This window comes from Phenylobacterium immobile (ATCC 35973) (assembly GCF_001375595.1).
Taxonomy (GTDB): Bacteria; Pseudomonadota; Alphaproteobacteria; order Caulobacterales; family Caulobacteraceae; genus Phenylobacterium; species Phenylobacterium immobile.
Window position 1 is genome coordinate 2806668 of sequence record NZ_CVJQ01000001.1, and the last position, 12090, is coordinate 2818757.

16 protein-coding genes are annotated in these 12090 nt (G+C 67.0%); 5 read left to right on the forward strand and 11 right to left on the reverse strand.

Annotated features, from left to right (window positions below; translation table 11 throughout):
• Positions 1–20: 20 nt before the first annotated feature.
• Together BN1313_RS13720 and BN1313_RS13725 are read right to left on the reverse strand one after the other, a co-directional pair.
• Positions 21–932 (reverse strand): class I SAM-dependent methyltransferase, encoded by a 912-nt coding sequence (locus tag BN1313_RS13720; protein WP_091741849.1) that lies wholly within the window; start codon positions 930–932, stop codon positions 21–23.
• Positions 929–2524: a peptide chain release factor 3 gene (locus BN1313_RS13725; RefSeq protein WP_091741852.1), complete on the reverse strand. Its 1596-nt coding sequence runs from the start codon at positions 2522–2524 to the stop codon at positions 929–931. The genes BN1313_RS13720 and BN1313_RS13725 overlap by 4 nt, the downstream gene beginning before the upstream one ends.
• A 144-nt stretch (positions 2525–2668) precedes the next feature.
• On the opposite strand from BN1313_RS13725, the gene BN1313_RS13730 reads away from it, so the two are divergent.
• From BN1313_RS13730 to BN1313_RS13735, 3 genes are all read left to right on the forward strand, one after another.
• A complete protein-coding gene (locus tag BN1313_RS13730; RefSeq protein ID WP_091742738.1) occupies positions 2669–3082 on the forward strand; it encodes a DUF427 domain-containing protein in 414 nt (137 codons plus the stop codon).
• Positions 3082–3207, forward strand: coding sequence for a GFA family protein (locus tag BN1313_RS17160; protein ID WP_483823943.1), 126 nt, complete (start codon positions 3082–3084; stop codon positions 3205–3207). Before BN1313_RS13730 ends, BN1313_RS17160 begins: the two co-directional genes overlap by 1 nt.
• A 170-nt stretch (positions 3208–3377) precedes the next feature.
• Complete coding sequence (locus BN1313_RS13735) at positions 3378–3914, forward strand: DUF6886 family protein (protein WP_091741854.1); 537 nt, start codon at positions 3378–3380, stop codon at positions 3912–3914.
• A 5-nt stretch (positions 3915–3919) separates the two neighbouring features.
• Here the strand turns inward: BN1313_RS13735 and BN1313_RS13740 are convergent, their stop codons facing one another.
• From BN1313_RS13740 to BN1313_RS13755, 4 genes are all read right to left on the reverse strand, one after another.
• Positions 3920–4369 carry a globin domain-containing protein gene (locus BN1313_RS13740; protein WP_091741856.1) on the reverse strand — a complete coding sequence of 150 codons (450 nt, stop codon included), beginning with the start codon at positions 4367–4369 and terminating at the stop codon, positions 3920–3922.
• A gap of 234 nt (positions 4370–4603) precedes the next feature.
• Positions 4604–5449, reverse strand: coding sequence for an SDR family NAD(P)-dependent oxidoreductase (locus tag BN1313_RS13745; protein ID WP_176696025.1), 846 nt, complete (start codon positions 5447–5449; stop codon positions 4604–4606).
• A 100-nt stretch (positions 5450–5549) separates the two neighbouring features.
• On the reverse strand, positions 5550–6557 hold the full coding sequence (locus BN1313_RS13750; protein ID WP_091741861.1) for an aldo/keto reductase: 1008 nt from the start codon (positions 6555–6557) through the stop codon (positions 5550–5552).
• Between the two features lie 202 nt (positions 6558–6759).
• Positions 6760–7530, reverse strand: a complete 771-nt coding sequence (locus BN1313_RS13755) for a glutaredoxin family protein (protein WP_091741864.1) — start codon at positions 7528–7530, stop codon at positions 6760–6762.
• Between the two features lie 82 nt (positions 7531–7612).
• Here BN1313_RS13755 and BN1313_RS13760 point away from each other — a divergent pair, with 82 nt between their 5' ends.
• The gene (locus tag BN1313_RS13760; RefSeq protein WP_091741866.1) at positions 7613–8023 is read left to right on the forward strand and encodes a MerR family transcriptional regulator; all 411 of its coding nucleotides are present in this window, start codon (positions 7613–7615) and stop codon (positions 8021–8023) included.
• On the opposite strand, the gene BN1313_RS13765 is transcribed toward BN1313_RS13760, so the two are convergent.
• From BN1313_RS13765 to BN1313_RS13775, 3 genes are all read right to left on the reverse strand, one after another.
• Positions 8008–9015 carry an ATP-dependent DNA ligase gene (locus tag BN1313_RS13765; RefSeq protein ID WP_091742739.1) on the reverse strand — a complete coding sequence of 336 codons (1008 nt, stop codon included), beginning with the start codon at positions 9013–9015 and terminating at the stop codon, positions 8008–8010. The two genes, BN1313_RS13760 and BN1313_RS13765, sit on opposite strands and share 16 nt — an antisense overlap.
• Before the next feature lie 119 nt (positions 9016–9134).
• Positions 9135–9671: a hypothetical protein gene (locus tag BN1313_RS13770; RefSeq protein WP_141653148.1), complete on the reverse strand. Its 537-nt coding sequence runs from the start codon at positions 9669–9671 to the stop codon at positions 9135–9137.
• 11 nt (positions 9672–9682) lie between these two features.
• Entirely contained in the window at positions 9683–10018 is a 336-nt protein-coding gene (locus tag BN1313_RS13775; RefSeq protein WP_091741871.1) for a DUF1491 family protein, read from the reverse strand.
• A 75-nt stretch (positions 10019–10093) separates the two neighbouring features.
• Between BN1313_RS13775 and BN1313_RS13780 the strand changes: the two genes are divergently transcribed.
• Positions 10094–10513 (forward strand): SufE family protein, encoded by a 420-nt coding sequence (locus BN1313_RS13780; RefSeq protein ID WP_091741873.1) that lies wholly within the window; start codon positions 10094–10096, stop codon positions 10511–10513.
• Between the two features lie 51 nt (positions 10514–10564).
• Here BN1313_RS13780 and BN1313_RS13785 read toward each other — a convergent pair whose 3' ends face one another.
• Together BN1313_RS13785 and BN1313_RS13790 are read right to left on the reverse strand one after the other, a co-directional pair.
• A complete protein-coding gene (locus BN1313_RS13785; protein WP_091741875.1) occupies positions 10565–10987 on the reverse strand; it encodes a Ros/MucR family transcriptional regulator in 423 nt (140 codons plus the stop codon).
• Positions 10988–11201: 214 nt separating this feature from the next.
• Positions 11202–12029: a trypsin-like serine peptidase gene (locus tag BN1313_RS13790; RefSeq protein ID WP_091741877.1), complete on the reverse strand. Its 828-nt coding sequence runs from the start codon at positions 12027–12029 to the stop codon at positions 11202–11204.
• Positions 12030–12090: the final 61 nt, after the last annotated feature.

Consider the following 12090-nt stretch of genomic DNA (forward strand, 5'->3'; position numbering starts at 1 on the left):
AGGCTTGGCGGGCTTTTCGCTCACCGCCGCGCCTCATAGAGCTTGTAGCCCTGAGCGTCGCCGATTGGCGTGACCGCGGCGAAGGCCTCGCGAAGGACCGCCTCATAGGGCAGGTGCCGATTGGCGACGAGGCGCAGTGTCCCGCCGGCACGAAGCATCGCTGCGGCGGCGCGAATAAAAGCCTGGCCGAGCGCCTTGTCCTCCGAGCCGCCATCGTGGAACGGCGGGTTCATCACAACGAAGTCGAGATCGCTCGGTGCGTCCGTCCAGCGCCGGACGTCGGCCCAGGCCAGGCGCATCCGCGGATCGCTCAGATTGCGCTGGGCGCAGGCGATGGCGCGCCCGTCCACGTCCACGCCATGCAGCGTCGTCACCGTCGGCGAACCGAGGAGCGCGGCCGACAGGGCGCCGATCCCGCAGCCCAGGTCCGCGCCGGCCCCCGCCAGCCCGTCGAGGGCCTGCATGAGCAGCGCGCTGCCAGGATCGATCCGGTCCCAGCTGAAGACGCCGGGCTGGGTCCACAGGCCAAGCTCGGCCGACAGCCGCGGCGCTCCGGCCGCGATCGCCGCATCCAGCCCGGTGATCTCCGCCGGACGCGAGGCGAAGCAGAAGCGGTGGTGCTTGCGCGCGTCCTCGGCGACCTCGCAGCCGAACCCCTGCAACAGGGCCTTCAGGCGCTGGCCGCCCTTGTCCTTGGGCGCGAACAGGACGAGCCGCCCGCCCGGCGCCAGAGCCCGAAAGGCCAGCGCCGTCACATAGGCCCGCTCCGCCACGCCAGGCGGCGCCAGCACATGGGCCGAGGCCAGCGACCCGGGCGCGATTTCGGCGAGGTCCGCTGATCCGGGGATCAGCGGCGAGGTCTGGACTGCGCCGGTTGGGACTTCGATCAGGCCGGGCGACGGCGCGCCGTAGACGATGGCGGAGGGGTTCAAGCGCGTTCCTTGGAGCGCTCGAAGCGGACCTTGGGATAGCGGTCGGCGGCGTAGTTAATGTCCCAGGACGACTTGGCGAGATAGACGGGTTGCTCGTCGATGTCGGTCCCGATCGCCGAGCGGTGCTTGGCGACGAAGTCTTCGACGTCGGCCTTGTCGCCGCCCAGCCAGCGGGCTTCCGCATAGGGGCTGGGTTCGAAGATGACCTGCAGTTGATACTCGTTGGCCAGGCGGTCGGCCATGACCTCGAACTGCAGCTGGCCCACGGCGCCGACGATGAAATCCGAGCCGAGCGCCGGCCGGAAGAGCTGGGTCACCCCTTCCTCGGCCAAGCCTTCCAGCGCCTTCTTCAGGTGCTTGGCCTTCAGCGGATCCTTGACCCGCACGCGCTGGAGGATCTCCGGCGCGAAGTTGGGCAAGCCGGCGAACCGCAAGGCGCCGCTCTCGGACAGGCTGTCGCCGACGCGCAGCACGCCGTGATTGGGGATGCCGATGACATCCCCGGCGAAGGCTTCTTCCGCCAGCTCGCGGTCGGAGGCGAAGAACATGATCGGCGCATTGACCGACAGCTGGCGGCCGGTGTTCTGCACCTTCAGTTTCATGCCGCGGGCGAACTGGCCGGAGGTGAGCCGCAGGAAGGCGATCCGGTCGCGGTGGTTTGGATCCATGTTGGCCTGGACCTTGAAGACGAAGCCTGAGACCTCGCGGTCGCCCGGGGCGACGTGGGTTTCCTCGCCGCCACGCAACGCCGGCACGGTCTTGGGCGCCGGCGCGTAGGCGCCCAGGCCCTCCAGCAGCTGATCGACGCCGAAGTGGCGCAGCGCCGAGCCGAAGAACACGGGCGTCATATGACCTTCGAGGAAGGCCTGCGGATCAAACGGCTTCAGTCCGCCCTGGGCCAGCTCGGCGTTGTCTGACAGCTCCTCGACTTCATCGGCGTCGAGATAGGAGGCGATGGCGGCGCCCTTGAAGGCGATGGCGTCGGGGTGCTTGTCATCTGCCTCGCGCTGCTTGGCGAAGGGCAGGAATTTCTGGCTGCGCAGATCCAACATGCCCTTGAACCGCCCGCCCGAGCCAGCCGGCCAATAGAGCGGCGAGGGGTCCAGCGCTAGTTTCGAGGCGATCTCGTCCAGGAGCTCGAACGGGTCCTGCGCCTCGCGGTCCATCTTGTTGATGAAGGTGACGATCGGGATGTCACGCAGGCGGCACACCTCGAACAGCTTCAGCGTCTGCGGCTCGATGCCCTTGGCGGCGTCCAGCACCATGACCGCGGCGTCGGCGGCGGTCAGGGTGCGGTAGGTGTCCTCCGAAAAGTCTTCGTGGCCCGGCGTGTCGAGCAGGTTGAACATCAGGCCTTGGTGGTCGAAGGTCATGACCGAGGCCGAGACCGAGATGCCTCGCTCGCGCTCGATCTTCATCCAGTCGGACCGGGTGCGGCGGTTCTCGCCGCGGGCCCGCACCGCGCCGGCCGCGCGGATCGCGCCGCCGGCCAGCAGCAGATTTTCCGTGAGCGTCGTCTTGCCGGCGTCAGGGTGGGAAATGATGGCGAAGGTCCGCCTGCGGGCGGCCTCGGCGGAAGGTGTGGCGCTCATGGGGGCTGCCTAGCACCCAAACGTTCAGCTTTCGAGCGGTCACCCGCCTGATACCGGATCAGGCTTGGGCGCCCTGATAGGAAAATTTGCTGGCCCGCGCGGCGCAGCCGGCGCTCTATTTGCCAAAATCCCAAGGAGATGGTCATGGCGGAAAAACCAGTCGGCCCCGTGCACGCGATCCGGCCGGACGGCAAGGAGATCAAGCTACCCTACGAGGGCCACCCGATTACGCTCACCCCCACCGAGGGCCGCGTCGTGGTCACCGCGGGCGGCAAGACCATCGCCGACAGCCGGGAGGCCATCACCTTGAAAGAGGCCGAGTATCCGGCCGTGCAGTACATCCCGCGCAAGGATGTGGACATGTCGCTGCTCACGCCCACCGACAACTACAGCTACTGCGTCTTCAAGGGCGACTGCAGCTACTACTCGATCCCCGCGGGCGGCGAAAAGTCCGTCAACGCCGTGTGGTCCTACGAAGCCGCCCATGGCGCCGTGACCGAGATCACCGGTCACGTCGCCTTCTATCCCAGCCGCGTGGACGCGATTACGATCGGCTGATGACACGTCCCATCAAGGGCGCCTGCCGGTGCGGCCGAACCACCTTCGCGGTGACGGGCGCACCGCTCATCCGGGCCGCCTGCCACTGCACCGGCCGCCAGCAGATAACGGGCTCGGGGGCTTGATGCCTCCGACACAAACCCTGCGCCGTAGGCGATTCACTGACGGCGGCGAGGCCGAAGGCTCTGGGTTAGCGAAGGCGCCTTCGTGACCTTTCTGTCCTTCGTGTCGAACAAGACGCCAACCGATCTCAAGCCGACCTTGATGGCGGCGCTTAGCAATCGAATGTGCCTCAATGCGCCTCTTGCACTTCAGCGATGACGGGACGATCGAGCGGTTCGAACCACAGCCGGTGAAAACGCCGTCGGAGCGGGGACCGGGTCGGGAATGGCTGAACGGACCGCTGGTCTGGGGGATCGCCGAAGACTATGCGGCCATGTACCTGTTCCCGCGCGAGTGCCCACGCATCCTCATCTGGGCGACGGCGCAGACGACGGAGGAAGATCGACACGGCCTCTGGGGCCGGTCCGAGGCGCGCATCATCGCCCACATCGAATGGGAGTGGTTCGAGGCCCTGACCACAGGCCGGCTCTGGCGCTACACCCTGCCCGTCGAGACCTTCGAAGACCTGTCAGACGCAGGCATGTGGGTCTCGCGCACGGCGGTGGAGCCACGCAGCGTCCACCTGCTGAAGGATCTGCCAGGCGCGCTCGCCGACGCGGGCGTGGAACTGCGGGTGCTGCCTAGCCTGGCGCCGCTAAAGGACCTCTGGGACACCAGCGTCCACGCCAGCGGCATACGCCTGCGCAATGCGCGCAGTTGGGTGGCCTAAACCTCCTAGCTCAAAGGGTGCTCGGCATAGAGCGCCCGTTCGCGCGCGATCAGGATATCGGCGAGAAACCAGTATGCCTCGCCCCAGGCCTCAAGCACCTTATCGCTAGCCGCCTCTCCCAGGACGTCGCGAATGGCGGGCAGCAGCGCTTCCGCGACCTTCGGATAATGCTCAGGCTTCACATACGTCTGAACATGGCGGGCAGCCATGCGCTCGACCGCGCCGGCGAGGGCGGGGAGGTTATCGACATTCTGGGCATAGGCGACGATCGCCGCCGCCAGGCGCTTGGGCTGTTCCCCGGACGTCTGGGCGGCCTCGTCGAAAAGGGCTTTGATTTCTGGGTCGACGAAGAGGCGTTCGTACATCCGGGTGGTGATCGCAACACCGTGCTGCACCAGCACCGGAGCCGTCGCCTTCACGATCTGAATGGATTCGGCGGAAAGCTCATTGGCCATTTGGACATCCTTCTCATCAGCCGGGCGCGGGAGAGAACATCGCCGCAGCGATGACAATCATGGGGCGGATCGAGGCTTCCGTCCGCTGAAATCATGATGCGGGCGCGAAACGCCCGCGGTTTCACAGGTCATAGGCGCGATCAGCCGAGCTGCGTCAGCCTCATCGATAGGCGCAATCGGACGAATCGGGCCTATCACCCCGCAAGCTTGGCGAAGGCCTCCGGGCGCGGGCGTTTAGGCCTTATCGAAGCTCGTATTGTCAGCGCGCGCTTCCAGCGCCTCCATGTTGGCGGTGACGCGGGCGGCCTTGTCCTTGATGCGCTGGGCCGCGCCAATGCCGAGCGGCAGGCGCAGGGGGGCGTTGTCATCATAGACCTGCTCGATGATCAGCTTGGCCGCCTTGACCGGATCGCCCGGCTCATTGCCGACCGCGCCGTCCATCCGCCGCCGAACCGCGCCCGAGGCGTGGTCGTATTCCGGCATGATGTTCTTGGGGTACCAGAGCGAACCGATGATCGCGGTGCGGAAGAGGCCGGGCTCGATGATCAGGGTGCGCACGCCGAAGGGGGCGAGCTCGCCCTGCATGCCTTCGTGGATCATCTCAACGGCCGACTTAGTCGCCGAATAGTGCGCCATGCCGGGCGACGCGATCTGGCCGCCGACCGAGGAGACAACGCCCAGCACGCCGGAGCCCCGCGCCCGCATCTGGGGCGTGAAGGCGCGGACCATGTTCAGCACGCCGAACAGGTTGGTCTCGTAGAGCGGCCGATACTCTTCCGGCTCCAGTTCCTCGATGGCGCCGACCACGGAGAATCCGGCGTTGTTGATCAGGACGTCGATCCCGCCGAAGGCCTCGTCGCCGGCGGCGACTGCGGCCGCGACGTCGTCAGGATTGGTGACATCGAGCTTAATGGCCCGCGCCGTGTCGGGATACTGGGCGGCGAGGTCAGCCAGGACCTCCGGCTTGCGGGCGGTCAGCAGGACCTGGTCGCCGCGGGCCAGCGCCGCCTCGGCCAGGAAGCGGCCGAAGCCGGTGGAGCAGCCGGTGATCAGCCAACGGCGGTGTTCGGTGTCGGACATGGACGTTTCCATCAGGCAGGAGGCGTCGGCCGCGGGGCGCGGGCGTCGTTAACAAGGTTCGGAGGGTGCGGCGGACCCGGGAGCCCGCCGCTACGCGCACTTAGGCGTTGGCGGGCGCAGGCTTGGCCGCAGCCGCCGCTGCACGGCCGGCGCCGACCACATTTCCGCTGTCGTCGCCCTCGCGCGGCGCCAGGGTGTCGAGCTCGGCCTTTTCTTCCGGCGAGAGAACCCAGCCGGCGGCCTTGACGTTCATGGCCACCTGCTCGGGGTTGCTGACGCCGGTGATGACCGAACCGACCTGCGGATTGGCGAGCAGCCAGGCTACCGCGAGCTCGGCCGTCGTGCGTTGCCGATCCGCCGCAAAGGGCTTCAGCTTATCGACGATGGCGAAGTTGCGGTCGTTGGTGTTGTTGGCGACCACGCCGGAGCCCTCGGCCCCGCGGGTGCCGGCCGGAGCGGCCTCGCCCTTGGTGTACTTGCCCGTGAGGAAGCCGCCGCCCAGAGGAAAGTATGGGATGATGCTGAGGCCGAATTCCTTAGTGAATGGCACGAGCTCGGCTTCGATCTGCCGGCGCAGCATGTTGTAGTGATCCTGCGCCGTGATGTAGCTCTTCACGCCCATGGCGCGAGCCGTGTACCAACTCTTCGCCAAATGCCAGGCGGAGTGGTTGGACGATCCGATCTCACGCACCTTGCCGGCCTTCACCAGACGATCGAGCGCGGCCAGGATTTCATGTTCCGGTGTCTTCAAGCTGGGCTGGTGGAGCTGGTAGAGGTCAATATGATCGACACCCAGCTTCTTCAGGCTCTCATCGCAGCGGTCGGTGATGTACTGGCCGACATTGGCGTCACCCAGGTTGCGCAGGTTGAACTTGGTTGCGATCACCCACTTATCACGGCGATCGGCGAGCGCCTTGCCGACGAAGATCTCCGATTGGCCGCCGCCATAGCCGTTGGCGGTGTCGACGAAATTGACGCCCAGGTCGTGGGCGGCGTGGATGGTGCGGATGCTGGCCGCCTCGTCCAGGCGCGGCGGGCCGAAGGTGTTGCCGCCTAGCGCAACGACCGAAACGCGCAAATCGCTATTGCCCAGATTGCGATATTCCATAGTCCGCCTCCCCAAAATTTCACCGGCGCCGGCCTAGGCTGGCGCAAGTCATTGTCGGCCGCCCTCGGCGGTCTGTTGCCGGCAGTTTGAGCCTGCGCGCGCGCATGGACAAGTCCTTGCCCCGGCAATTGTCCAAAGGCTTCTAGACGGTCTCCGGAGCGGCCGGAAATCGCATGTTGGGATGGCGAGGTATTCGCGCGAGTTATATGTGCGCGACCCCCAGGCCGAAGGACCCCATGGCGAGCATCCAAATCGCCATGGCGAGCATCATCAGGTTCTCGGTGAGGGACAGGAAGCCCAGGGGCACGTTGCTGTCCCCGCCGACGCAGGCGCACTTGAGTTCGCGCTTGTCGACATAGACCGCCTTGATCACCGAGACAGCGCCGATCCCGCCGATGAAGATAGCGATGGGCGCCGACAGCCAGGTGAGGACGCCAGCGGTCATCAGCATCCCCGCGCCCAGTTCGGCGAAGGGATAGATGCGGCCGTAGGGGATCCAGCGCTTGGCCAGCAGGTCGTAGTTCAGGAACATTGTCGAGAAGCTGTCGATGTCGCGCAGCTTCAGCATCGCAAGCGCCATCATCGACAGGCTGATGAACCACTCGCCCGTGCGCACCGTCAGGAGCTGGCCGAAGACGCCGTAGCTGAGGGCGAGCGCCATCAGCGCGGTGACGACGAAGACCACCAGGACCGGGGTATAGGTCTTGGCCTTGGGGTCGTGGACCTTGAGGCCAAGGAAGCGGCGCAGGTCGTCGTGGCCGCCAATGCGCTGGCCGTCGATCCAGATCTGCGGCGTGGTCTTGACCCCGTGCTCGGCCTTGAAGGCCTCGGTCTCGTCGCGGTTGTGGAGGTGGTGATCGTCGATCTGGAAGCCGCGGCGCTTCAGCAGGTCGCGGGCGCGCAGGCCCCAAGGGCACGTGTGGGTGTCGTACACCATCCGGTAGAGCTCGGCGTGGCGAATGGGCTTGGTCATTTGGCGCCTCCTTCAAGGCTTGTCTGTCTGTCTCGCCCGTCTATGTAAGGTCCGTACCATGGTACGGGGTCAAGAGGCGGCTATGACGACCATCGCAGGATTGGCCCGCGCCGGCGGGGTCGGCGTCGAGACGGTGCGGTATTATCAGCGGCGCGGCCTGCTGCCGACGCCCGAGCGGCCGGCCGGCGGATCGCGCGACGGCGGCGCGCGGCGCTATGATGGCGAGGCCGTGCGGCGCCTGCGGTTCATCCGCTCAGCCCAGGCGGCCGGGTTCACCCTGGAGCAGATCGCCGAACTGCTGGCGCTGGACGCCGGCTCTGATCACGCCCGCGCCCAGGCCCTGGCGCGCGAGCGGATCGCTGCGCTGGACGCGCGTATTGCCGAGCTGGAGACGGCGCGCAGCTCGCTGCGGCGCCTGGCCGACGCCTGCAGCGCCGGCGACCATGGCCCCTGCCCGATCCTGGCGTCGTTCGAGGCTCAGGGCGCGATCTGATCCTCGCGGCACTGGGCCGGCGCCTTGTCAGGCCGCCAGCGGACCAGGCGTGTTCCGTGGCGGAAGCGGCCCGCCGTGACCTGGTCGAACAAGACCTCGACAACCAGCTCCGGCTTGAGCGCCGTCCATTGGGCGGAGCGTTCATCTCTCCAGCGGCTGGGCCCGCCGGGCATATCGCCGGTGAAGCCCGGACCGCCAGTGACGGCCTCCAGTTGGCGAGTGAGATCGGGCCGCTCGGCGTCGCTGATCATCGAGGTGAAGCCGACGTGGTTCAGGCGTCCCTCGGCGTCGTAGAGACCAAGCAGCAGCGAGCCTACGAGCTGTTGATCCTTGAGATAACGGAAGCCGCCGACGACGCAGTCGGCTGTTCTCAGGCGCTTGATTTTCAGCATGGCGCGCTCGCCTGGCGCGTAGACGCCGTCGCAGCGCTTGGCGACCACGCCATCGGTCTCGGCGCCCGATCCCTCCAGCCAGCGTCGGGCCTGGACGATGTCCGCCGCGCTCGGCGACAGGCGCAGATGCTCGGGAAGGTCGAGCGCGTCCACAAGGTCTTCGAGCGCAGCACGCCGGCTCTGCAGCGGCGCCGCGAGCAAGGGCGCCCCTCTCGGCCCCAGCAGGCAGTCGAAAAGGATGAGATCGGCCGGCGTCTCTATGGAGAGCTTATCGATGCGGCTTTGGGCCGGATGCAGCCGCATCTGCAGGGCGTCGAAGGCGAGGCGTCCCTCCACCGGGATGACCAATTCGCCGTCGAGGACGAAGCGCTGCGGCGCGGTCTGGGCCAACCGCGCGGCGACCTCCGGAAAGAAGCGGGTCAGCGACTTGCCAGACTTGGCCTTGAGTTCAACCTCGCCGCCGGCGCGGTAGGCCAGGCAGCGGAAGCCGTCCCACTTGGGCTCGAACCACCAGCCCGGATCGGCCGGCAGCGCGGCGATGCGCTTGGCCTCCATGGGGGCCAGGTCGAGCGGGACGGGCAGGTCGGCGAGGCTGGGCATGACGATGCCCAACCCTCCGGGCGCCGCTGGCGTTCCGCCCTCGTTGACCCGCGATCACGGCCTATCTGACAGAGCGGTGCAGCGAGCGGACGAAGCCTGCGCCGCCATCCCTCGAGAAACTATGACGCGGGCGCGGCCATGATGACGATGTCGGGCTTCGGCGCGCCGGCGATCTCCACGACGTGGCGGCCGGCTTTCAGCGGGAAATCAACCATCTTGCGGACCGTGCCGCAGGGCGGGCCGTGGGCATGGGCGGCGGCCTCGATCAGCAGGCCGTTCTCGACCACATCGACCCACGCAGGCTCGCTGAGCGAAAGCCGGTAGGTTCCGGCGACGGGGACGTTCAGTTCGAAGAGCCCGGCGTAGGTCTCGCCGGCCGGGGTCTTCTGCGGCGCGACCGGGAAGACCACCTCGGCGCCGCTGGTCAGCCGCGCCTTGGCCGACTGGCCGAGGCCCAGCATGGCCGCGCTGGCCCCGCCGTCCTCGGTGGCGGCGGTGAGTTCGACCCGGCGACTCCAGCCGGCCGGCGCGGCGACATCCACAGCTGCGCAGGCCGGCGCCCCATGCGCGGCATGATCTTGCGCGCGATGCTCCTGAGCCAGGGCGGGGCCGACGAGCGCGAGGGCCGCAATCACAGGCAGACAGAGGCGCAGCATGGGAAAATCCTTCATGACGTCTGCTCAACGGGTTCGGTAAGGAAGTGACGGCCCTGGCGGTCGTCGATCTCGACCACCCAAAGGTCAGGGTCGCGGCTAACGGCTCGGGCGATATAGTCGTCGAGCTCACGTTCCTGGTCCGACGCGTGGGGCTGCATCCAGAACCGCTCGCCGTCCATGCGGGTCGCCTCCGCATAGAGGGTGGCGGTGCCCCGCGGCCGGTTCAGCACCTTGACCAGCACCGAGCCGGCGTTGGCGTCTCCCTTGCGCTCCACCATCGCGAACGCGCCGGAAACTTCGGCGCGACGGATGAGGGCGCCGACCCAGATGTCGGTGGAGAGCAACATGGCGCGAACCTACGCGCCCAGCGCCCGGCGCGTAACCCCTGGACCGGAGATGGCCCCTCCCCTAAGTGCGCCTGCATGAGCACGATCAACGAGGCCCTGGACGAGGTTGCGTCCGAATTCGACCTCCTCGGGGACTGGGAGGCGCAGTACGGCTATGTGATCGACCTTGGCCGGACGCTGGCGCCGCTGAGCGACGCCGAGCGGATCGACGCCAACAAGGTGCGTGGCTGCGCGAGCCAGGTGTGGCTGGTCACTGAGCCCCAAGCCGACGGGACCGTCGTGTTTCGTGGCGATTCCGACGCTCACATCGTCCGCGGGCTGGTGGCCGTGGTGCTGCGGCTACTGTCGGGGCGGACACCGGCGGAGATCCTGGCCTTCGACATCAAGGCCGCCTTCGAGCGCTTAGGCTTCTCGCAATCGCTGTCGTCGCAGCGGACCAACGGTCTGGCCTCGATGGTCGCCCGCATCCGTCGCGACGCGGAGGCCCTGGCCTAGACGCCAAAAGGCAGCGGGTCGCCCCGCCGCCTTCAGCCGACCGAATCGGTCTTATTTGCGAGCTTTGCGCGGCGCCTGACGGCCGCCTTGGCCGAGACCCATCTGTTTGGCCAGGTCTGAGCGGGCCTTGGCGTAGTTCGGGGCGACCATCGGATAGTCCTTCGGCAGGCCCCACTTGGCCCGATATTCCTCGGGGCTCATGTTGTACTTGGTGCGCAGGTGGCGCTTCAGCGACTTGAACTTTCGGCCGTCCTCCAGGCAGACCAAATGGTCGGCGGTGATGGAGCGACGCACCGGCACCGCCGGTTCCTTAGGCGCGACTTCTGCGGTTTCGACACCGGCGGAGACACTCGCCAGGGCGCGATGCACGCTTTGGATCAGGTTGGGCAGGTCCGCAGCCGCGACGGTATTGTTGCCAACATATGCGGAGACAATATCCGCCGTCATCTCGATGACGTCTGACTTATCATCCATGCGCTCAATTCCACCAAATGCCCGCGACGCACGCGGAGAAAGAAATCTAGACTGTTACAGGCTCATTATATGGAAGACCCTGGCCACACAAGCAGCCATCGCCTGCAGCAAATTGTTCGCAACAAGCAAGAAGAGAAAGCAAAGTCCGCAGCGGGCGGAGCTCAAAACCAGCGCAAGCCGAACTGCAAACTTGCCGTGGCCGGCGCCTTGCAGATCACCAGTCGGCGACAGCTTCCTCGGCCGAGGCGGCCTTAGCGCCGGCGAACACGGTGTCGCTGGCGATGATCGTCACCGGCGCGGCCGGGTCGTCGATTAGATTGAGCGTCTCACGGATATACTTGGCGTGGGTGACGATGCCGATCTCCAGGCGCTCGCTGTTCAGCTCGACCTGCTGGGTCAGAAGGCCGGCGATGAACTCCGACGCCGCGCCGCTAGCGCCGTTACGGCGGCGTGCGGTGTCGTTCATATAGACCGGGCCGCCAGAGTTGCCCGGGAAGACCGAGAAATCGAGCAGGAAGGTCGGGAAGGCCTTGGCCGGCGCCACCGGAAAGGAGGCGACGCGGCCGGCGCGCAGGATCGGGAAGCCCGCCTGGTTGGCGGCCAGGCCGCGCGGGAAGCCCAGCGCCATCATCTCGTCGCCGGCGGCGACATGGTGGCTGGTGAAGGTGTCGTCGCCCGCCAAGTAGTCCTTCGGGATCGCCGCCTTGGCGAATTCCGGCGGCGCCTGGACGCTGAGGGCGGCGACGTCGCGTTGCGGGTGGCGGGTCCACAGCTGATGGCCGCGGGCGTCGCGGATCGTCAATGAGGTGGGGGTGTAGCTCCAGGTGCCGTCGGGGTTTTCGACGCGGTAACCGATGCGGGCCACCTGTCCCGGCATCTTGTCGAGGACGTGGCTGGCGGTGACCAGCACGGTGCGCGGCGTACCGTCCGGCGCGGGGTCAGAAATCAGGAATCCCGTACCCACAGTACGCGTCCCGTCGCCGAGCGGCTGCTCCAGCTGGACGGTCACGTGAATCAGTTCGACGGAAAGGTCGAAGACCATGTCACGCCCCCAAACCCGAACTCAAAAACGAAAAACCACAACACCCTTCGCGTCTTAAGCG